This window comes from Heliobacterium mobile (assembly GCF_009720735.1).
GTDB classification, from domain to species: domain Bacteria; phylum Bacillota; class Desulfitobacteriia; order Heliobacteriales; family Heliobacteriaceae; genus Heliobacterium; species Heliobacterium mobile.
The window spans coordinates 1-22,482 of record NZ_WNKU01000003.1 but is presented as its reverse complement, the minus strand read 5'-3'; the positions used below and the strand labels follow the sequence as shown (position 1 = coordinate 22,482).

General features: G+C 44.7%; 15 protein-coding genes and 1 pseudogene. 9 read left to right on the top strand and 7 right to left on the bottom strand.

The window, feature by feature from the left end; genetic code table 11:
* Nucleotides 1–11: 11 nt before the first annotated feature.
* Nucleotides 12–1,256, bottom strand: coding sequence for a molybdopterin molybdotransferase MoeA (locus tag GJ688_RS04250; protein ID WP_155475315.1), 1,245 nt, complete (start codon nucleotides 1,254–1,256; stop codon nucleotides 12–14).
* Between the two features lie 433 nt (nucleotides 1,257–1,689).
* Between GJ688_RS04250 and GJ688_RS04245 the strand changes: the two genes are divergently transcribed.
* Nucleotides 1,690–2,844 carry an exonuclease SbcCD subunit D gene (locus GJ688_RS04245; RefSeq protein ID WP_155475314.1) on the top strand — a complete coding sequence of 385 codons (1,155 nt, stop codon included), beginning with the start codon at nucleotides 1,690–1,692 and terminating at the stop codon, nucleotides 2,842–2,844.
* 109 nt (nucleotides 2,845–2,953) lie between these two features.
* On the top strand, nucleotides 2,954–6,019 hold the full coding sequence (locus GJ688_RS04240) for an AAA family ATPase (protein WP_155475313.1): 3,066 nt from the start codon (nucleotides 2,954–2,956) through the stop codon (nucleotides 6,017–6,019).
* Nucleotides 6,020–6,268: 249 nt separating this feature from the next.
* Here the strand turns inward: GJ688_RS04240 and GJ688_RS04235 are convergent, their stop codons facing one another.
* Nucleotides 6,269–7,432, bottom strand: coding sequence for a glycerate kinase (locus tag GJ688_RS04235; RefSeq protein ID WP_155475312.1), 1,164 nt, complete (start codon nucleotides 7,430–7,432; stop codon nucleotides 6,269–6,271).
* 528 nt (nucleotides 7,433–7,960) lie between these two features.
* On the opposite strand from GJ688_RS04235, the gene GJ688_RS04230 reads away from it, so the two are divergent.
* Nucleotides 7,961–8,467 carry a DUF6803 family protein gene (locus GJ688_RS04230; protein ID WP_155475311.1) on the top strand — a complete coding sequence of 169 codons (507 nt, stop codon included), beginning with the start codon at nucleotides 7,961–7,963 and terminating at the stop codon, nucleotides 8,465–8,467.
* Between the two features lie 161 nt (nucleotides 8,468–8,628).
* Nucleotides 8,629–10,164, top strand: a complete 1,536-nt coding sequence (locus GJ688_RS04225) for a histidine kinase N-terminal 7TM domain-containing diguanylate cyclase (protein ID WP_155475310.1) — start codon at nucleotides 8,629–8,631, stop codon at nucleotides 10,162–10,164.
* 605 nt (nucleotides 10,165–10,769) lie between these two features.
* Here GJ688_RS04225 and GJ688_RS20925 read toward each other — a convergent pair.
* A complete protein-coding gene (locus tag GJ688_RS20925; protein ID WP_268892026.1) occupies nucleotides 10,770–10,898 on the bottom strand; it encodes a hypothetical protein in 129 nt (42 codons plus the stop codon).
* Nucleotides 10,899–11,553: 655 nt separating this feature from the next.
* Here GJ688_RS20925 and GJ688_RS04220 point away from each other — a divergent pair.
* The 3 genes and pseudogenes from GJ688_RS04220 to GJ688_RS04210 all read left to right on the top strand — a co-directional run bounded on the left by GJ688_RS04220 (nucleotide 11,554) and on the right by GJ688_RS04210 (nucleotide 15,685).
* Nucleotides 11,554–13,302: a spore germination protein gene (locus GJ688_RS04220; RefSeq protein WP_155475309.1), complete on the top strand. Its 1,749-nt coding sequence runs from the start codon at nucleotides 11,554–11,556 to the stop codon at nucleotides 13,300–13,302.
* On the top strand, nucleotides 13,286–14,395 hold the full coding sequence (locus GJ688_RS04215) for a GerAB/ArcD/ProY family transporter (protein ID WP_155475308.1): 1,110 nt from the start codon (nucleotides 13,286–13,288) through the stop codon (nucleotides 14,393–14,395). Before GJ688_RS04220 ends, GJ688_RS04215 begins: the two co-directional genes overlap by 17 nt.
* A 4-nt stretch (nucleotides 14,396–14,399) precedes the next feature.
* Nucleotides 14,400–15,685: pseudogene (locus tag GJ688_RS04210) on the top strand (Ger(x)C family spore germination protein).
* A gap of 1,181 nt (nucleotides 15,686–16,866) precedes the next feature.
* Here the strand turns inward: GJ688_RS04210 and GJ688_RS20520 are convergent.
* The 3 genes from GJ688_RS20520 to GJ688_RS04195 all read right to left on the bottom strand — a co-directional run bounded on the left by GJ688_RS20520 (nucleotide 16,867) and on the right by GJ688_RS04195 (nucleotide 18,616).
* Nucleotides 16,867–17,229 (bottom strand): methyltransferase family protein, encoded by a 363-nt coding sequence (locus GJ688_RS20520; RefSeq protein WP_328597316.1) that lies wholly within the window; start codon nucleotides 17,227–17,229, stop codon nucleotides 16,867–16,869.
* 79 nt (nucleotides 17,230–17,308) lie between these two features.
* A complete protein-coding gene (locus tag GJ688_RS04200) occupies nucleotides 17,309–17,677 on the bottom strand; it encodes a LysM peptidoglycan-binding domain-containing protein (RefSeq protein WP_170291655.1) in 369 nt (122 codons plus the stop codon).
* A gap of 171 nt (nucleotides 17,678–17,848) precedes the next feature.
* Nucleotides 17,849–18,616 (bottom strand): MBL fold metallo-hydrolase, encoded by a 768-nt coding sequence (locus tag GJ688_RS04195; RefSeq protein ID WP_155475304.1) that lies wholly within the window; start codon nucleotides 18,614–18,616, stop codon nucleotides 17,849–17,851.
* Between the two features lie 128 nt (nucleotides 18,617–18,744).
* On the opposite strand from GJ688_RS04195, the gene GJ688_RS04190 reads away from it, so the two are divergent.
* Complete coding sequence (locus tag GJ688_RS04190; RefSeq protein WP_155475303.1) at nucleotides 18,745–19,164, top strand: Lrp/AsnC family transcriptional regulator; 420 nt, start codon at nucleotides 18,745–18,747, stop codon at nucleotides 19,162–19,164.
* A 202-nt stretch (nucleotides 19,165–19,366) separates the two neighbouring features.
* Here GJ688_RS04190 and GJ688_RS04185 read toward each other — a convergent pair whose 3' ends face one another.
* Nucleotides 19,367–20,083, bottom strand: a complete 717-nt coding sequence (locus tag GJ688_RS04185) for a LolA family protein (RefSeq protein WP_170291654.1) — start codon at nucleotides 20,081–20,083, stop codon at nucleotides 19,367–19,369.
* 450 nt (nucleotides 20,084–20,533) lie between these two features.
* Here GJ688_RS04185 and GJ688_RS04180 point away from each other — a divergent pair, with 450 nt between their 5' ends.
* On the top strand, nucleotides 20,534–22,207 hold the full coding sequence (locus GJ688_RS04180) for a methyl-accepting chemotaxis protein (RefSeq protein ID WP_155475301.1): 1,674 nt from the start codon (nucleotides 20,534–20,536) through the stop codon (nucleotides 22,205–22,207).
* Nucleotides 22,208–22,482 lie beyond the last annotated feature (275 nt).

Sequence of the window (22,482 nt, the reverse complement as noted above, 5' to 3'; positions counted from 1 at the left end):
GTCACCCTCCTTTACTCCGTGTCCTTGATCAGCAGCACTTCGACCGGATCGCCGTCGTAAAGGCCGCTTTTATCGGCGGGGACGTGCATGATTCCGTCGGACTGGGCCAAGAGATGGATCAGCCCTGACTTCCCGAGAATAGGAATAGCCTTATATGTGCCTTGCTGCCTACGCAGGCGTACATTGATGAAATCATCCCTGCCCGGGGCGGAAGCCACATTGCGCGTAAGCTGCGCAGTCAGACGAACCGTTCCCGAGGCTTCTCTTTGCCCGAAAAGGTTCCCTAGAGCTAGTTTCACTAACTGCTCACAAACGGTCATCGCGGCTACCGGGTGTCCGGGTAACCCAAAAACAGGCACCTGTCCGATCATGCCGAAGATGGTTGGCTTGCCCGGTTTGATGGAAATCCCGTGAAACAGAACCCCCGGGGCGCCTAGTGCATCGATCGCCTTGACCGTATAATCTCTGGCTCCGACGGAGCTTCCCCCAGAGATGATCACCAGTTGCGATGTGGCGACAGCTTGTCCTAAAGCGGTGAAGAATTGTTCATAGCTGTCTTTGACAATCCCCATAGGTGTAACGTCGCATCCGAATTCTGTTAACATCGCCGCTAAAGCATAGGAGTTGACGTCGCGAATTTGCCCCGCCATAGGGATATCCTGGATATCGACCAATTCATCGCCCGTAGATATGACTGATACCTTCACCCGTTTTCGCACAGGGACACGGGCAAAGCCGCAGGCTGCGAGCACACCGATATGTTGGGGGGCGATTCGTTGTCCCTCTTTTAGCAGAACCGCTCCAGAACGAACATCTTCACCGGCGGAAACGACATTCTCTCCCGGTGCAACCATTTTAACTGCTAACAAGGTCTGCGCATCAGGCTGTATGGTCTGTTCCAACATGATCACGGCATCAGACCCCGCTGGCAGCATGCCTCCTGTTGGAATCGCGACGGCCTGGCCTGGAAGAAGCTCAATCGTGGCCGGCTCCCCCATGGATACTTCGCCGACGATAGAAAAAAGCGACGGCGCCGATTCACTGGAACCGAAAGTATCGGCGCTGCGCAGGGCAAAGCCATCGACGGTGGAACGGCTAAAGGGAGGGAGGTTTTCCTGAGCCACGATATCTTCGGCAGCGACCCTTCCTAAGGCATCCAATAAAAAGACGGTTTCAGGAGGCACAACTGCCCCAGTGAGGTTTTGTGTTATAACTTCCTTTGCACTCTGCAGAGGAATGCACTGAAAAAAATCCATTCTAACGGTTCATCTCCGGCAACGCTATTTTTTTGCTTGAGAAGAATTTTGCATAAGTTTATTATGCCAGAACAGACTGGCACAATCCATATCCATAGGATTCACCTCGTTATTATGATTCCATAGGTTTATCACCTTTAGAGCCCTGTCATCAATATCTATTAGACTTGTACGATAATTGGAAAGCAGACTAATTCTTCGACGCCTTCAAAGGAATTTTTCTATTGTTTACAGAAATGGAACAAGAACTTTCATGCTTTGATCCGTAACATAGCACTTGTCCTGTTTGAGAAATAGTCTTCGAGAAATTGATGTCTTTAGTCATCTTTTCTGAAATGAACATTCCTTTGTTCATTGGTTGAAACAGTTATTACTGAAAACAGCGCTCGAACTAATCCGGTTCGTAGGAGCGAAACCAAAGGAGGCCCTCTGTATGCGCTTTTTACATACGTCCGACTGGCACCTCGGCCGCATCTTTCACGGCGTCCACTTAACCGATGATCAGGCTCACCTGTTGGCACAGTTTATCGGGCTCATCGATGATGTCAAACCGGATGCCATCATCATCGCCGGAGACGTCTATGACCGGTCGGTTCCGCCGACAGAAGCAGTGAAACTGCTCGACGAGACCCTGTCCCAGATTCTCATGGATTACAAGACCCCAGTGATCATGATCGCCGGGAACCACGATAGCCCGGAGCGCCTCGGCTTTGGTTCCCGACTTCTCGCCCGGCAAGGACTTCACCTTACAGGACTTTTCGATACATCCCTTCAGCCTGTCACGATCATGGACAAGCATGGTCCCGTTCACTTCGTTCCCGTCCCTTTCGTCGAACCGGCGGTGGTGCGGGAGAAGTGGGGACTGGCCGATATCGCGAATCACGACCAGGCGATGGCTGCGATTATCCAGAAGGTCACTGCAACCATCCCCGCAGGGGAACGCAAAATCCTCGTGGGACATGCCTACCTGACGGGCGGGGAAAAGAGCGAATCGGAACGGCCCTTGTCCATCGGTGGAACAGATATGGTCGATTTTAATCATTTTGATCATTTTGATTATGTGGCCCTCGGTCATCTTCACCAGCCCCAAAGCATCGGTAAACCCCATATCCGCTATTCCGGTTCGCTGCTGAAGTATTCTTTTTCCGAAGTGAACCATAAAAAGTCCATTACTTTGGTCGAAATGGACGATACCGGTAAGACGGAGATTCAATCGTATTCATTAACGCCGCGCCGGGACGTTCGCCGCATCGAAGGAGAACTCAACGATGTTTTGCGAGGTCCCCAGCAGAGCGAATCGAAAGAAGATTATCTGCTCGTCTCCCTGCTCGATACGGGCGCTGTCCTCGACGCCATGGGCCGCCTGCGGGAGGTATACCCCAACGTGCTACATATCGAACGTCCCCATTTGTCGACCGGTGGTGAACTGCGGGGTCCCGCTTCCGATCACCGAAAGCTCAGCGAAAAAGAGCTCTTTTCATCATTTTTTGAACAGGTAACGGGAGAAACCTTAACGGACGAGCAAGGGCTGGTTTTTAGCGATACTGTGGAAGATCTGTTCCGGCAGAAACGGGAGGTGGCTTCCTGATGCAACAGCGAAACAAAAGGATGAAGCAGCTAAAGTGGCCCCACGCTGTTATCGTTGTGGTGGTTGACACCTTTATAAAGCGAAAGCGGGAGCAGGAGGTGGCTGCTCCGTGAAACCTATAAAGCTAACGATGAACGCCTTTGGCCCTTTTGCAGGGACCCAGGTGATCGATTTTACGGAACTAAAGGGAAATACACTCTTTTTGATCCATGGTCCCACCGGTGCTGGGAAAACGACGATCCTCGATGCCATCTGCTTCGCGCTATACGGAGATACGAGCGGTGCCGAACGGGACGGCAAGCAGATGCGCAGCGATCATGCCGACATCTCCGTGCCTACATCCGTCACTTTTGACTTTGCCATCGGGGTCCAACAGTACCGAGTCACCCGCAATCCCGAACAGGAACGGCCAAAACGATCCGGCGGTGGAACGACGACGATGCGCTCTGACGCTACCTTGTGGGACCGGACAAACTGCAGCGACGATGCCGAAACAGGTGTCGTCCTCGCCGCCGGTACGAGCAAGGTGACCGTTAAGGTGGAAAGCTTGTTAGGCTTCGAGAGCAGCCAGTTTCGCCAAGTGGTCATGTTGCCGCAAGGGCAGTTTCGCAAACTCCTGACCTCTGATTCCAAAGAGCGCGAACAAATTCTAGAGGCTTTGTTCAAGACGGAGATCTACCGGCGAATCGAACTGGCTCTGAAGGAAAAGTCGAAAGCCATGGAGTCGGAGATTAAAGACATCCAGCGGCACAAGCAATGGGTCCTTCAGGAAGCGAAAGCCCAGTCGGCGGAAGAACTAAACCAACGGCTGAAAGAACATGGGGAAAATCTCCGGCAGATTCAGCAAGCCGTTCAGCAACATCGAAAGCGGCGGGAACAGGCCCAATCCCATTTGGAAGCCGGAAAACAGACCAAAGAAAAACTCATCGAAAAAGGACAAGCGGAAAGCCATCTTCGTGCTTTACAGGCGAGAGTGCCTGAGATGGAGGGCCGTGGGCGAGAGTTAGAGCGGGCGAGACAGGCTCTGGGACTCAGCGATCTGGAAAAGTCGCTGCTGGGCCGACGGAAAGAAAAAGCAGAGGTCGAAAAGGAGCGGCTCGGTAGAGAGGCGGAACTAAAGGCTACTCGCCAATCTAAAACCGACGCCGAAACAAAGTATACGCTCGAACAGGGACGGGAGCCGGAGCGGGCGGAAGCCGTCCGAGAAGTGGCCCGCTTGGAAGGGTTTACGGAGATCGTCAACGCCCTTGACGGTGCCCGCCGAAGCCTGGCGGCAAGCCTCACAGAAGTAAAGGCGGTAAAGGCCGAGAAAGAACAAAAGGATCAATCCTTGACGGAACTCCTCGCCTACATTGAGGCCCAGACGAATCGGTGGAAGCAGGCGACCCAAGAAGGGGCGAAGGCCAGTGCCTTTGAGGCAGCTTATAACGAACTGACACGGGTCGGGAAGAAGCGCAAAGAACTAGATACCGCGTACAAAGCCCAGGCCGAGGCGATGCAAGAACATGGGCACGTGGAGAAAGAGTATCTTCTCTTGAAAGACAAGGCTACCCAAGCCAAAGAGGAGCTGGCTCAGCTTCGGGAAGCCTGGAACAAAGGGCAGGCCTCCATCTTGGCGGCTTCCCTCTCTGAAAACCGTCCCTGCCCCGTCTGCGGTTCTCTCCATCACCCTGAACCGGCCAGAACGAGCGAATTCGTCCCGTCCCAGCAGGATCTGAAAGATAGAGAAAAGTCCTTCTCCGATCTCGAGGCTCGAAGAGACCATAAGCTCAACGAGTTGCGCGAGAAGGAACGCAAAAAAGCCGCCACGGAGAACCAAGTGGCGGCGCTCAAGGAAGAACTGGGGGAGCAGGCAGCTCTCGACTTAGAGGGGCTGAGAGCTCGGGCGAAGGAAGTCAAACAGGCTTGGGACAAATCGGCCAAAGCCAAAGAAGCCGCAGAGGCTCTGGGAAAAGAACTGGAGACGTTAAAGGGCCAAGAGGCGGCCCTTCGCAAGCAAACAGCTTTATTAGAAGAGAAATACCGAGGCGCCGAAAGCCGTTGGCGGGCTTCAGCGGCCGTCGTCGCAGAAAAAGAAGCGATGGTTCCCTGTGACCTTCGCGACCTAAAAGCACTGCAAAAAGCGCAAATGGAAGCAGTAAACCGGCGAAAGGATCTGGAAGGGGCCCTGGAAAGGGCGAGAAAAGCGGTGGAAGCGGCCCAAGCCGCCTTAGCCAAGAGCGAAACGGCTCTGCAAGAGTCCACCCGCCGATTGGAACAGGTCGATCGTCAACTGCAAGAGGAAGAGCGGACATTTACCGTGCGTTTACAAGAGGCAGGCTTTACCGGTATGGGTGCCTACGAACAGGCGAAACGGCCGAAAGAGGCCATCGATAGGCTCGAGGGGATCCTCAAAGAGTTCGGTGAAAACTTGAGAGCTGCTCAGGACCGGCTCAAACGGGCTGAAGAAGCCGCCCAAGAGCTGACTGAGCCCGATTTGGACGAGCTGATGAAGAACCTACAGGTTGCCGAAGAAGCTTTCGAACTGTCCCGGAAACAGGAGATCGAAAGGGAGAATGAAATCAGCCGGGAAACAGAATGGCTGAAGAACCTCCAGAAGTTGGAGAGTGATTTTGCTGCGACCGAAGAAAAATACAGTGTCCTCGGTCGGATATCGGAAGTAGCCAACGGCACAAACAAGTATGGCATCACTTTTCAGCGTTTTGTCCTGGGGGCACTGTTGGATGATGTCACCGCCGCGGCGACCGAACGGTTGAAGTTGATGAGCCGGGGACGTTATTACCTGCAGAGGACCCTCGACCGGGCCACGAAACGTTCCGCTGGCGGCCTGGACTTGGAAGTTTTCGATACTTATACAGGCCTATGCCGTAATGTGTCCACCTTATCCGGTGGAGAGACCTTTTTGGCGGCGCTCTCACTGGCACTGGGGTTAGCGGATGTGGTCCAATCCTATTCCGGCGGCATCTACCTTGACGCGATTTTTGTCGACGAAGGTTTTGGCACCCTCGATCCAGAATCGCTCGATCTGGCCATGCGTGCGCTTATCGACTTGCAAAAAGGCGGCCGCCTTGTCGGTATCATATCCCATGTGCCGGAGTTGAAAGAGCGCATCGATGCGCGGCTCGAAGTGAAGGCGACAGAGCGGGGCAGTACAGCTGGATTTCGGATTGCCTAAATCGAGTTTAGCTAATACTCAATATCTGGAGTTTGCCCTTATGAATATGTCCATTATGAAGCTCCGCCAGGATCGAGAGGTCCGAAGCGGGGCTTTTTATCTACTGAATATATCAAAATCGTTTTATCATAGCCGACTGTCAATCTAGCGGAAAAATAGATACGGGGCTGCCCCAATGCATATGTTTGGGCCAGCCCCTGTTTTAGCCTGTTGCAGGTTAAGGCATTGTTCATTATTTTTGCGACTTACTTAGGTGAGATTACTGTTCCTTTCACCGATTTGAAGACCCACACGAATGAAGCGGCACAGCCGGGCCGACGCCTCTTTGACCAGTTTTTCGGCACTATGGACGCAGTCGTCTAGACTCATCGGTCCGGGGACGATGCTCATTAGCCCGGAAATTCCCTGATCGAGGACGTCATCAGCCCCTTTTCCCAACCCCCCGGACAAGCAGACCGTCGGAACATTATATTGTGCGGCAATCTTGGCGACACCGATAGGGGCTTTGCCGAAGGCGGTTTGAAAATCAGTTGCCCCTTCTCCGGTGAACACCAGGTCCGCTTGTTTGACCAGTTCAGCGAAATGAGTCGTTTCCAAGACGATTTCCACGCCTGGTTTCAACAGTGCATTTGTGAAAAACATCAAACCGGCTCCTAATCCCCCAGCGGCACCTGCGCCGGGGCGCTCGGCGATGTCTTTGCCGGTGGCCGCGGCAGCGATGGATGCGTAATGGGCGAGGGCTTGATCCAATTCACTAATCATATCGGCAGTGGCTCCTTTTTGCGGTCCGTAAACGGCAGAGGCGCCTTTTGGCCCGCATAAGGGATTGTCCACATCACAGGCGACCCGGATCGATGTCTCAACGAGTCGAGGATCGATGCCGGAGAGATCGATCTTTGCTAAGCTGGCCAAGGCGGCTCCCCCAGGAGGGAGTTCGTCACCTTTTCCGTCGAGAAAGTGAACGCCTAGGGCCTGGGCCATGCCGGCTCCGCCGTCATTGGTAGCACTGCCGCCGATACCGATGATGAACTTACGGATTCCCTGGTCCAGAGCCGCTCGGATCAATTGGCCGGTGCCAAAGGTGGTCGTGATCCGCGGGTCCCGCTTCTCCTTAGGAACTATGGTTAGGCCCGATGCGGCGGCCATTTCAATCACCGCTGTTTCACCATCGCCTAGAATTCCCCAAAAAGCGTCGGCGGTTTGGCCCAAAGGCCCTGTGACTTGCTGCTTGATTATGCGGCCGCCGGTCGCCGTCACCAGTGCATCTACAGTTCCCTCACCACCATCGGCGATAGGGACTTTGTGTACCTCGGCCGTAGGAAAGACGGAACGGATTCCTTGCTCCATAGCTGCTGCGACGGCGACAGCCGATAGACTGCCTTTGTACGAATCGGGTGCTACGATGATCCGCATTCCACAATCACGTCCTTTATCTGCTTGTTACGTTAAGGATTTAATACAATCTTACATCATTTTTGAAACTTCATACAGACAAGTGTCACATTTAGTCTTCTCTTCAAATAACCCTCAAACACAAAACAAGTTACTGGCATATATTGCTTGCAAATGAATGTGTAGGGGGACGATCAAATGCCGTACAATTTCGTTCAATATTATGGTGAGGAGTATTACAGACAAAGATTTTTAGAACATGCAGCTCTCTCTGAACACTATGCCCGACAAAAAATGGCTAATGCAAGTAATTCGCAGGCCTATTATAGATTCGCTGAACTGGAATATTTTCATAAATCAAGAGCACTACACTATAAGAGTTTTTTTATGGCTCAAGTAAGTACGGACTCAATATACTAAACTAAACAACATCTTGGACCGAAGAAAGAGTGCATTTTTCTATGCTCCATATAAAAAGTCAGCCTGCTTCATAAATTTTTCACAAGTTTTTGTTACGCTCCTTGTACTGATTGAAAGGAGTTGAAGACGATGTCAATGACCCATTACATGGAGCTGCTGGCGGTAAATCAACCTTGGAACTTGATATTATTCATGGCAATTCCGGTAATCCTTGCTGAAACCGTTGCGATTTCGGAGTTATTTATCCTCTTTAAGCGTCCGGGATCAAGTGCTCTTCGTATGATTAATAAAACCGCAAGTATCATCGGTGGAATTTACTTCTTGGGTGTATTCATATATCTATTGAACAACGCTGTAATACCGCTTACCACGAGTGGGCAGTGGCGTGGTCCAGCAGACGTAATTGCTGTAGGGTTTTATTTAGCTGGCATCATTCCACTTATGGGTATGGCGCTGCTCGACTTGAACCTGATCGGTAAAAAACGAGATGAAGAGGCTAAACTAAAACTTCACGCCACATTTGTCGCCATTTTTCTCGTAGTCGCCCACATTGCAATGATCTTCGGAATGTTAGACCCAGCTCTACTGATGACCACACCTTCGGCTCACGTCATGCCTCAACATTCCGTGCATTAATAAAGAAATCGCCGGACGATACACAGTCTGGCGGTTTTTTTTTATTGAAGAATAATTATTACTTGAATGGGCTATCAATAAGTTGGATAATGTTAGGTAGACAAAGACACTCAAAGTTTAAATTTTAAAAGATAGTCTTATATTCAGGAGCATGAATTTTGATGGATTACTTTAAAGTTATACTATGTGGAGTTTTATTAACTTCCGCTATATGTACTATTTTGATTTCTGTCTATGCATATAAAAAACATGAATGTAATTCAAAATATTTCTCCTACTTTTGCATCAGCATCACATTTTATTCATTTGGTTATGCGATGGAGCTATATAGTGACTCATTGGATCTCATGATCTTTTGGAACCTCATTCAGTACATTGGTTTGCCGTTCATACCCGCATTTTGGATTATATTTACTTTAGAATATAACAATAAGCGTTTAAGTCGTCTAACAAAAATGAGCATATTTCTGATACCATGCTTAACTTTCCTGTTGCGATATACTAATGATATACATCATTTCTTTTATTTTAGCGTACAACTAACTACAAATGAATATTTTCCAGTACTATATATTCAAAAAGGTCCATGGTATTGGGTCCATACAATGTTTGTGACGGTCTGTTTTATTGTCTCAAACTATCTATATTTTATTATGTATCGAAAGTCAAGCGGAACAATTTCTCGGCAGAGCTTGCTCTTGCTTATTGCCTCATTCCTCCCCTGGATTTCACTCCTTTTGGACTTACTGAATATTTCGCCTCTCAATATTGATTACGGCCCATTTGCAGTAACTTCCTCGGTTATGATATTTTTTATAGCCTTTTTGCGATATCAATTTCTAAATATAAAACCCTTGGCTAGAGATAAGATTTTTGAGTCTACAAGTGTAGGAATTATTGTACTTGACACAAATTACGCCATCATTGATTTTAATCCTTCGGCGGTATCTATTTGTCACGTTTTAAAAGATAATATAATAGGTAAAGATGTACGAGCGATACTAAAAGAATATAATGGACTTGTTGACTCGATTCTTAGTAATGTCGAGTCTCAATTTGATATTAACGAACCTAAGGGAAACTATAAGGTCAATACTGTAAAAATATTAGAAGACGATCGGAGTATTGGATATATCGTCACATTAACTGATATCACAAATTATATGGACATGGTAGAAGAACTTAATCACTTAGCGTCAAGAGATGCACTAACTGGCGTCTATAATAGGAGATGTTTTGTAGAGCTTAGCAAGCTAGAATTAGAAAAATCCAAGCGTTATAGTCGTCCTCTTTCGATGATTATTCTTGATTTAGACTTTTTTAAGCGTATCAATGATAATTATGGACATCAAGCAGGTGACGCTGTCCTTCAATCCGTTGCCGATATCTGTCGGTATTCAATTCGCTCAAACGATATTTTAGGTCGCTATGGTGGAGAAGAATTTATTATCTTTCTCCCGGAAACATCATTAGAAGACTGTCATATGATATCCCACCGAATTTTATCAAATATTGCAGAAACGGAAATATTTCACGAAGGGGAATATATAAAATTCACAGCAAGTATAGGAATCACCGGGGTCAATTCTGTAACTGTAGAAAATTTGGATTACTTTCTAAAATATGCTGATAAAGCATTGTACCAGGCAAAGGCAGAAGGTCGAAATTGCGTACGTTCACTTGTGGTTAATCAATGAGAATCTGTTTTAGCTTAACATTCCTTTTGGATTAAGAGGAGAAACCGCTGGACTATAAACAGTCTAGCGGTTTCTATTTATCGAAGAGTACAAGTCGTGGTACTTACTCTAGCTTTGCTAAAGTATATATTACCAGTATAGCGAAATGAGGTCAAACCTCATCTACCCACTATTGATTTACGAACTCTACTGTCCCTCCAGCTTGTTGTATTGAATTAATAATACTGTTCAGAGAACTACCGGCGTTTCCCCCTAAAAAGGGTAGTCTTAAAATAACGCATATACCACTCGGAGAACTAAGCTCTATTAAGTTTAATAAGTTCACTACCGCTCCAGCCGGAATAAATACTCGAATTAAAGTTCCCGGCAGTTGTGGACAAGGTTGCGTTGGTCGAGTAGTCGGCTGTGTTGAACAAGAACATCCATGATGATGCTGGTGGTGACTATGATGATGTCTTTTTGACATGCTAACCCCTTCTTTCTAACCTTTATTTACCATTGACACTATATTTTACGTTCTAGCGGGCTTAAGCGTTACTATAGCTGATGGTAAAAAAAGCGTGGGCAGTTTACACGGCCGCACGCGATAATTCGATGTTTATTGCTTAGTAAGCACCAAAGCCCATACCAAATCCGGTTCCTAGAATTGCGATGATGATAATTAAAATAGCCAAAGCGACGATACGATTACCAATATAACCACCGGACACTCCGCCACCACCACATGAACTCATAGTAGATACCTCCTTTAGCTAACCTAAAACACTGTTATTGCTGGTATCCCCAACCAATGATCGCAGGATAGAAAGCACCAATAACGATAAGGGCGATAACGAGTCCGATTAAAGTTGAAAAACCGCCAAAACCTCCACCATGAGCACAACCCATAAAAAGGCCTCCCTTCAGTTGAATAAGGCTTTATCTACAATGACATTTTATGGATAAATGGGGATTGTTGTGATAAAAAAAGACCGCTAGGGAGTTAACCCCAGCGGCTCTCGCCAGTTTTTAATTTCTTTGCATAACCTAATCTGTTACAATTAGGTAAAATAAACACAGAGAAGAGCATCGACGGTCACCCTAAAGTAAAACACACTTACTAGCGTAGGGGGGAACTCATGAAGAGATACTTACCGCTTCTTCTTTTTGTCTCATTAATCTTTGTCTTTATTATCGGATTAGACGAGTTAAGTTAATAACGAAAACCGTCTCAGGCTGGAGGCCCCGTCAGTTTCTCAACTGGCGGGGTTCTCCATTTTTGATTGATAGCCAGCTAATATCCGTTTAAAGGCCCCCTTAATCTAAAAGAGAGAAATATTCAGCATATAATCGGGAAAATTAGGAAAAATAAAGAGCAAATGGTTAGCGATTCGGTTTTGGGGTGATTCGATGGCTCAAAGTAAATCCACATTCCTGACGAGCATAATTAAACTCTTATCTTATCATCCCCCACGTGAGAATACATTCGTTTTGCCGGAATCTGACCCATTCGAACAAAAGAAAAAGAAGTTAGCTCGCGAATGGTACCCGAGAAGCAATAAAAGACAGACAACAGAGGATACATTCGGAGAAACGATTAAAAGCCCGCAGAGAATACAAAACAATGATTCTGTAAAGGCTTCCGAGACAATATCCCCTAGCATTCAGGTGAATTTGAAAAAAATAAAGAGGGAATTCAACGTACCGCAAAACAAAGATATAATCATGCGTCCCTTTACGATTAACGGAATGATTGACGCATTTATTGTCTACATCGACAACATGGTTGACAGGCATTCAATTAATATTTCCGTACTCCGTCCGCTTATGAATACACAGCTTACAGTCAACGATAACCAAGTAATCAGTCTTAAAGTCCTATCTGAACGAGCATTGACGGCCAACCAGACCGTATTCACTCAACAATATAATCACGTTATTCAGAACGTATTAAACGGTCAAACCGCTCTGTTTGTAGACGGGGATAACTCAGCCTTACTCATAGAAACCCGAGGCTATGAAAAAAGAAATATTGAAAAGCCTGCTACAGAAGCAACAGTCAGAGGTTCATTAGAGGGTTTTACAGAATCAGTAAACACAAACATTAGTCAAATACGGCGAATAATTAAAAATAAAAACCTAATTCATGAATACATGACGATAGGAGAAACCAGTAATACATCTGTTTCCATCTTGTACCTTAAAAATGTTGCAAATCCTGCAGTAGTTAAAGAGGTTAAACGGCGGTTATCGAGCATAAAAACGGACGCCCTTGGAGGTAACGGATTTACCGAACAATATATTGAAGATCATCCTTTTGCCATTTTTCCGCAAACACTCACGACGGAACGTCCAGATAGAACCGCTTTCAATATCTTAGAGGGTAGGGTAGCCATACTCACAGATGGTGCACCCTATTCGATGATTGTTCCAGTAACGGTCCAATCGATGTTCCAGACTTCTGAAGATTATCATTTACGGTGGATATATGCCACACCACTCCGATTTATCCGGTTCTTGTCCTATTTTCTCACGTTATTGATTCCTGCGATTTATTTAGCCGTAACGAATTATCATCATGAGGTAATCCCCACCGATTTAATTATTGCCATCAGTCGTGACCGGGAAGGAGTACCGTTTCCGACCATCGTTGAGATTCTATTAATGGATTTGTCATGGGAGTTAATTCGCGAGGCGGGCATCCGGGTCCCCGGTGTGATTGGAACCACCCTAGGTATTATTGGAGCGTTGATTTTGGGGCAGGCCGCTGTGGCCGCGAAAATCGTTAGCCCTATTATGGTCATTATTGTCGCCGTTACTGGCCTCGGCAACTTTGCAATCCCAAACTATAATTTTGCTTTTGGACTTCGCGTTCTTCGATTCTTCTTTCTCGCTTTTTCAGGGGTTGCCGGTTTTTATGGTATCGCAGTGGCCATGGTTATCGTCGCAGGGTTGGCTGCCAGTATGAAAAGTTTTGGTGTACCCTATTTAACCCCTTCGTGGCCACGAACAACCAGCAGTCCCGATATTTTAATCCGAGATCCCATTTGGAGACAGGAGTTACGACCCGACTCTATAAACCCGTTGAAAAGAAGAAAACAGCCAAAATTATCTAGAGGTTGGGTCAAAGGGAGTCCGCCTAGTGGCTACAGGGAGTGATCACGCCATAAACCGAGAAAGTAAGATCGGGGTTTACGAAGCGGTATGTTGGGTTGCGATGATGATCGTTCCCAAGGTGATGCTGACGAGTCCAAGAGACGCCCTCGAAGCTGTGGGCCCATCTGCCTGGCTAATGACATCTGTATCTGCGGGGACGGCGTTACTTGCTTTTTTCTTGATTTACATTTTGGCAAAACGGTTTCCCAAAGATGATTTAGTTTCTATTTTAGAAAAAACATGTGGACGTTTTTTGGGTGGATTAATTTCCCTCATCATGGCATCCCTCTTTTTCGCTAACGGAGCCCTGGTGTCAAGAGAATTTGTAGATATGTTAAAGATATTTGCGTTGCCAATGAGTCCACCCGGTTTCTTACTAGCTCTTTTTGGTATTGGAGTCGCTACGTTATTGTACTTGGGCTTTGAAACAGTTAGTCGGACAACCAGCCTTTTTGCGGCCCCTCTGCTTGTTGGATTATTGGCTATTATTCTTTTAGCAATCCCTCTATACCGCCCGTCATTTCTCACACCAATATTCGGTTATGGAATAGATAAAACTATTTTAGTGGGCATTTCTCGAAGTTCAGCCTATGGTGATATCGTGGCGTTAGCCTTCATCTCCCCTACATTACAAGGTGTCAATCACTTAAGAAAGTCAGGAATTATCTCTTTACTTATATCTGGATTGCTTCTCGCTTTAGCTTTTGTCTCGATGAGTTTACTGTCTCCTTACTTCGTGGCTATGGAAAACACCGTGCCCATGCTATTAGTAGCTCGAAGCATTGAGTTTGGACGCTTTTTTCAACGGTTTGAATCCATTTTCATGTTAATTTGGGCCATCAGTTCTTTGCTTCTAGTTACGGTTAATTTGTACCTAGCCTCCAACATTTACTGTAAAGTGTTTCGTATTCATGACGACAGGGTAATGGTTTTGCCCATGACCGTGATTTTTATTACAATAGCCGATTTTCCGCGAGATATGATGGTATTAACCTCAAATTACATTCATGGTTTGAGAACTTACGGTTGGATCATTTACTTTGGGACCCCGTTGTTAGCTCTCTTGTTGGCCTGGATTCGGAGGAAGCAGGGGTAGTTGCATGTTGTTTTCAAAAAAGTTTACATTCTTGAACTGGTTACTCATTCTCTCCATCTTGACAAACGGTTGTTATGATCGCAGAGAGGTGGAAGATATGTCTTACCCTGTCGCCATTGGTTTGGATAAAGGCGTTACCGATGACCTCCGATTTTCTGTTCAAGTAGAAAACGTTGGTGGAACACAAGGCGGAGGAGGAATGGGACAAAGTGGACAAGGACAGGCAACAAAAAACTTTGTCTTTACCGTCGATGCACCAAATCCTTACGCTGGAATGAACATGATAAATACATTTCTTTCAAAGCAGTTGAATTTTCAACACATAAAAATGATTGCTGTATCCGAAGATTTGGCGAAAAGTGGAGAACTTGAAAAGTATTTGCCCGGCATGACCCGTATCGCCCAAATTCGAGAAATCCCGAATCTAGTAATTACAAAAGGGAAAGTGGACGATTTTCTCAAAGAAAATACGATAGTTGTTGGTAGTGAAATTATAAAAGCCACCTATATGGTTATAAACTTGGAAGGCAAAAATACAGAATTGTTTCCGATTGTGAAATTCTTTGATTTTTATACGGCGACAAAATCAAACATGGAACAACCGATCGCAACCTTAGCGAACACCAATTTTTATCGAAATCTTGTCGAATCAGGAGTAGATAATAAGAAATCTAACACTAACGGGCAACCTTACGTAGCCGGAGAATTACCTCGAAGCGGCGGTCAAAAACGAGAATTTTTTGGAACGGCTGTCTTTAGGGGGGGGAAAATGGTAGGGGAATTAAACGGGGACGAAACTCGGTTATTACAGATGATCCGTGGGGACTTTACTCGAAGCTTTATGACGTTCAAAGATCCGTTACAGAAAAACTTCGTTCTGAGTATAGACGTTCGTACGGCTCGCAAACCGGAAATTACCGTAGATGTTCAGCAAGAAACACCTGAGATCCATGTTGTTGTTTCCTTAGAAGGGGATTTAATTGGGGTTCAAAGCCGGATTAACTACGAGGAATTGGAACTAAAATCGATTTTGGAACAAGCGATTGCCAGAGATATCAAACAACAAATGGATGAATTGATAAAAAATGCCAGCAAGACTACAAATCGGATATCTTTCGATTCGGCTATCAAGCCGTACCTCACTTCCTCACTATCGAGGAGTGGGAGCAATACGAATGGCTTATAAAATTCATACAGGCTCAAGTGAATACCGAAGTATCCTTTGTAATTCGAAGACCGGGTTTGATTAGCAAGACCTCACCGATTCAATCTGTGGAAGGAAAAGAATGAGAATTGCTATATTTTTTGCCCTAGCTTTTGTTGTAATACGTACCCTAAGTTATGCGAGATATAGTTGGAAGCAGAATAATCGTACTGCATCGTTCGGGGCAGCCATAATGGCTATCCTAGTTGTTGTGCTACCAATTCTCGGGATTTTTATTACGCAGTGATAGAGAGATGTAAGATCGTCATCAAACCGTAAATCAATGTCGTTAGATTAAACAAGCGTCCAGCCCATAACCGCCGAAGGCTTTTTCGCTTGATATGCCATTCTTAGATGAATAACAAATTTTGGAATAGAAGAGTATAGTAATAAAGAATTCGCACGAAAGGAGGGACCCCATATGGCCGTTCAAGTTGTTAGGATTACGCTGAATGAAGGGGATAGAGCAATCATTCGTGTTCGCTGTCGCCGTCGCCGCAATGGTGGCTAAATCTCAGTAATGTTCAAGACTGCCGGGAGCTACCACTTCCGGCAGTCTTATTACCATTTCATTAATTCAATCACGGAACTTTTGGCAGTACTCGAGACTATCGTTCCGAACATCTACATACAGAGTTTCGTCTATTTGAAGGCTGGCATAAAATACATCTTCTGTTTGACTAATACCTTTTTAGTTATAAAATCAAATTAAATCATTTTTCGGAAAGTAGCTTTTTACTTTTTTTACTCGTTAATAACATAAGCAAGAGATATCGATGAAGGAAAAACAAGCCGTTCGAGCCTTTTCTTCACTTCAAAGGCGAAAAAAATGTCTTAACTTAAAACTCAAAAAGTGCAATAATGTTTTCGTTCCTAATCATCATACTCTGGAGGAGAAGAGTTTGGCTAACGTAACATTTATTGTAACAAGCCGTGTATGCCCAAAATGTAAACGAGAAATATACGAATGGCAATCTTTATGTCCAACCTGTGCCTCCGAAGAAAGTAAGATGAAAAAACCTAGTCATAGGGAGATTATAAAAAAGATCTTAGTCTTGTTTTCTATTATTCTAATGGCTTTATATATGTATAAGTAACCTTACTCCCCTTGGTAGTGTTTTATCGCAACCAAGGCTTTTTTCTTTGAAAAGAAGAAATTACCATTGCCTGATCGAATAATCACTCACCTAACCAAAAGCGTCCGGCCTCACCACGGCCGAACGCTTTTTTCGAATGGACTGTTCGGTATTAACGAAATTTAATGTTATCACCAGACCATAGGTAGCAACCTATATCGTGTTTTAGAACAATACTCTCTATACCCAGGCAATTCCCTTAACAACACGTCTTCTTCGTTTAGAGCCCGTAACACAATTACCGGTATCGACGCAGCAAAAGGTATTAGTGCCCAATATGAACCTAAAGCCATGGGGGTAAATAATAAGATAAGCAATCCTCCCGTATACATTGGGTGGCGAACTACAGCGTATGGGCCTGACAATATTACTGTTTGCTCCGCTTCAGTTCGAATTGTTGCAGAGGCATATCTGTTTACCTTAAAAACCCAGAAGATTAAAGCATAACCTAGCAAGACAATTAAATTCGAAAATATAACAAGCCAAACAGGCACGATAGACAAGTGGTAACGATAATCAAACCCCGGAATTAAAATTCCTATCACTACGAGTAAATTGGCTATTTTCGAAGGACTAACGCAATGATGGATTAACAACCAGTTGTTGTCCAGGGTAAATGATGTAGGGGGGAAAGAGGTAGTTGATGGCAATCGTGAGATTCAACCCAGTGCCAAATCTATTGGAAATGGTATATAGCGAATCACCGGGACGAACGGTATAAAGTATCGACTCTGGCGGAGACAACGGGATGACGATCGCTTGGCCAGGGTAAATAAAATCTAGATCAGGTATACGATTAAACAATAATATGTTATGAACCGTCGTTACGTAATCCCTTGCGATTTTCCCCAAAGTATCGCCGGGCTGAACTGTATAAGTCAACGTTCCAAAAGGTGTTGGGAGTTGGGAAACATGGTAACCATGGTCTGAAGGTTGATACAAAGGAATCCTCCTCATTGATGAAACTTTTCCGTTCATATTATGGATGAGAAGTGTACCTGGTGCTAAAGCAGCTAAACCATGGTCGGGGCGACAGGATTCGAGCCTCGGCCTCTTTACTGTTGCTTCGTCGTCGGACCAATAGACGGTCTAAACCAACAGAAGATCAGACCATTAAAAAGTTATTAATTCTCCGTTTTCTGGAATCCATACTCTATCGGACAGTCCCCGGATATCCAGTGCTCTTTTTATCTCATCTCTCGTTTCTAAGCAATGATTAAAGGCTTCTAAATGAACAACGACGACGTTCATATTTGAAATCTTACGGCATACTTGAATAACATCCTCAGATGTCATTGTTATGGGACCACCCTCTAAAAACTGGGCTGCCCCGCCATATAAAACGCTAATGTTAGGGTGATATTTATTCAGAGCAACTTCGATTTCGGAGCACCAGATTGTATCTCCGGCAAAATATACTTTTGGTTCCCCAGCTGCATCTAATATATATCCCGATACAGGCCCCATTTTTTTAGCCAAATCCCCGGAACCATGTTGCCCACCTGTTCTGATAATATTTATTCCTTCCCATGCAAACCCTTCCCATGCAAACGTTTCTTGCACAGGATATACTTTAGTAAATCCTAAATCTGCTATTTTCCGTTCATCCTCTGGTTGACAAAAAATAGGGATTTTCTTAGGCAATAATCTCGCCGCCCCTTCGTCAAAGTGATCTCTGTGCGTATGAGTTAACAAAACTGCATTGACATCTAGCAATTCTTCGATAGTGACCGGGAGTTCTACGAGAGGATTTTTTTGAGTATTTGGAGAAAAATCTACAGGTGCCATTGATCTTGCTGAACTAAGCATTGGATCTACTAGAAATTTCTTTCCACCATACTGTAGAATCGAAGTGGCATGACGGATTAACTTGATTCTCAAGAACAATCCCTCCATCGCTTTTTTTTGGGTTTTCTCAGTTCATTTTAGGCAGCGAACCTTAAAAATACGATGGATTGATGAAAGGAATTGAGCCATTTTCATTTCATCATGAAAGGATTTGAACTTGAATGCTCGACCAGACCGACCTTGAAATACTTAAACTCTTACGGAAAAACTCCCGAATGCAGTGGAAAGAAATTGGAGAAATTGTTCACATGACTGGGCAGGCAACTTCTAGCCGCATTCGTCGTTTAGAAGACATTGGAATCATAGAAGGCTATACTGTTAAAGTTAACGAAGGAAAAATGGGCCGACCAATTTTAGCTATGATTACAGTGTTTATGAAAAGTAATGATCATAAATCTTTTCAAAACTTTATACGCCAACAAGAATCCATTGTCGAATCTCATCGTATCAGTGGAGAAGGGTGCTATTGGCTAAAAGCCCGGGTAAAGACGCAAGAGGCTCTCGATGAACTGTTAGACAATATTTTACGGTATGGAAACTATCGGCTTCAAATTTCGATTTCCGAGATAACAAATAAATAGTTTTTTCATACACAGCAAAAAAGCCAGGACATCTCATCCTGGCTTTAACTATTTCCTTGCTCTCTAAAACTTTCCAAACCCCGGCAGGCGTTACTTCGGGCGTACGGCCACTACCAAGCATTAGAGACCCCCAATTAAACCATGGTAGGGGCGACAAGATTCGAACCTGCGGCATCTATACTGTTGTATTGTTCAAAACCATTTAATTTTCAGCTTTAGGCATGCCCTTCATCAAATCGTTCATGTCCACGATTTGTACCCCAGCAGGTAACTCGAATTGGCTATCGGGAATGTCGGCGGTTTCAAAATCAATAAAGTCTATTGTATTTAGAGTGCCATTATTCTTAGACTCAACTCGAATCGGCATTCCAAGTTTTTTGCTAATCCAAAGTTTTGATACGGCATCCTTATCTTTAGCTTCAACGACCTTACATGGTTCACCACGAAGATCTTCGTCTCCGATGACTGAATACTTCGTTTCATCGGCTTCTAACTGCTCACCATAATCCAATGGTGTTTTACTCTTTTTGTTTTCAAACTGTGCCATATCCATTTTCATAGCCGTGTTCTGTTCTGGGATGTATGTATAAGCGACCTTTTTAGCTGAATCCACATAAAAAGTACCTTTCATAGCTCCGTCGGACATTTCCATTTTAACTTTTTGTCCCTTCATCCACATTTTTGATTTAGCAAGCTCTTTTCCATCACCTGTCATAACCATCGTATAGGAGATAGTCTTAATATCTTTGGCTTTTGCCAGAAGGGTTTTTAGATCATCCGAAGTGCTTGGGGCTTGAGCTTCTTGATGAGAGGCGCTGCTAGTCTGAGTACTCGATGGTGTTTGTTGCCCTCCGCCGCATCCCGATATCAGTGTGGCGGCTAGAACAGTTCCGAGTAACACCGAAAAGACTTTTTTCAACGCAAACTCCCCCTTCATATTTTTCAATAATATTATGGCACAAATGTAATTCGTTGTAACTAGTATTTGTTTTCAATCCATTTATTTGAACGAATAGAACTTGTAATGTCAATGTATTCAGACAACGTGAATTAGAATAAAAGTCCTATTGACGTCTTTAACGGTAATGAGCCTTACCGGTAAATCAACCGAAAACAACGCCAAAAGCCAAGAACGAACGTCCCTAGTAAGTCCTATGCCTTAGTCGGGCACGTACGGTTTAATGAGGGTTAGACATGAGAGAGGTCCCCCTACTCTATTTGCTTTTACATAATAGATGAGAGTTTTTCGGATGAGTAAAGGAGTTTGTGGGGTAGGAAGGGGTAGATTCCTACAAATACTTTGTGGCAACTAACTCAAAGGTGTATAATCATCTATGAGCAATAAATTAAGTAAGGAGGAGTAGACGAAGTGAAAATCGCAACCAAAATATGGATTGGATTAGTTGCATTAATTGCGCTGATGGCTGGAATTGTTGGTTATAACTATTACCAGCTACATTCTCTTAAAGAAAATATTCTTGAATTGGAGCAGAAAAGAGTTCCTATCGTTCTAGCTGCTAAAGATTTATCTACAGGTTTTGCTCGTCAGGCTGCTGGTATTCGAGGCTACATAGCTACAGGAAATCAGAAGTTTATGGATGAGTGTAATACGTTTATAAAGTTTACGGAAGAGAAAATCGCTTTTCTAGAAAAAGAAGATGTAGACAAACAACTGCTAGAACCAGTGCTCCAATCTGCAAAAAGTTTTAAGCCTCATCCTCCAAAAATGATTGAGCTTTATCAAACCCAAGGTCAACAATCAGCCCTTACATATATGGCGACTATAGCTTCACCTGATAATGCAAAAGTTATCGCCGAAACCAGCAAATACGCAGATTCACAAGTTAAGTTAATCCAGGAATCTGTAATTGAGGTTCGGAACATAGAGAAGCAAATCGAACAAATGTCTGTTATTTTATTAGGTCTTGGAGTTTTATTGGGTGCTATTGTTGGTTACCTGTTAGTTAAATCAATCAATACGGGTATATTCCGGCTTATAGAAACGTCTAAAGTGCTAGCTTCAGGAGACTTAAGCGTTCATATTGACGTAACTTCTAAAGATGAATTAGGACAACTGGCGGGCGCTCTTTCAGAGGTAGTTCACAATACAAGAATTGTATTAAATAAGGTGCAACAAGCTGCTTTCCATCTGTCTACAACTTCAGAAGAACTTGCCGCTTCCGCTGAACAAACAACTAAAGCTACAGAACAAGTAACGGGAAATGTTCAACAGGTCGCTATTGGAGTGACCGTCCAAGTAAAAGGGGTAAATTCAGCTAAAGAAGTCATAGCACACATGTCAAAAGGGTTAGAATCGGTAGCAAAGAACGCAAGTGATGTAAAGATAGCATCTTCAAATGCCTATAAATCGGCTACCCAAGGAAATGAATCCATTGAACGTGCGATTGAGCAAATGGATTCCATTAGTACAGCTGTCGATATTAGTGCTCAAACTATTACCGAATTAGGAGAAAAGTCTAAATCTATAGGGCAGATCGTTGAGGTCATTTCAGGAATCGCCTCCCAAACGAATCTTCTTGCACTTAATGCAGCGATTGAAGCGGCTAGAGCGGGAGAAATGGGACGAGGATTCGCTGTAGTCGCCGAAGAAGTTCGTAAATTGGCGGAAGGATCAAGCGAAGCTGCACAAAAAATTGAAATATTAATTTCCGAAATCCAGCAGGAAACTGAAAAAGCAGTATCCGCAATGCGAATTGGAACCAAAGAGGTAGTTGCCGGAAAACAAGTGGTTCGAGAATCGGGAACGGCTTTTCAGTCTATAGCCAATCTTGTAAATGAGGTCGCCCGGCAAATAGAAGATGTCTCCGCCGCTGTAGAAGAATTATCGTTCTCTAGCAAGGAAATAGTTGCAACCGTAGAGCAAATCCAATCGACATCAGAAAAATCGGCTGCTGAGACCCAAAGCATTGCTGCTTCCTCTGAGGAACAAAATGCAGCAATGCAAGAGATAGCCTCTTCAACTCATATGTTATCCAAATTAGCGGAAGACCTTCAAAAACAGATAGCTGTATTTAAGATTTAGGGTTATATCAGGTACACTTGTACCCACCCCATACCCCACCCCACAGCACACCTATCGAATAGAAAGGCAGTCCAGCCCAGCGCGGCTGGACTGCTTTATTTTTTCAAGGAAAAGGACGGCTGTTATCTTTTTTTGTTCTCTTTATATTGGTAGCATCATCACCGCACAGCCTGACTATATATAATCGAATCAAATAGAGTGCGGCGTACCCGGTTTGTTGAACACACAGGAGTGAGATAAAATAACTCTTGTGGAGGCGAAGGAAATGGCGAAAA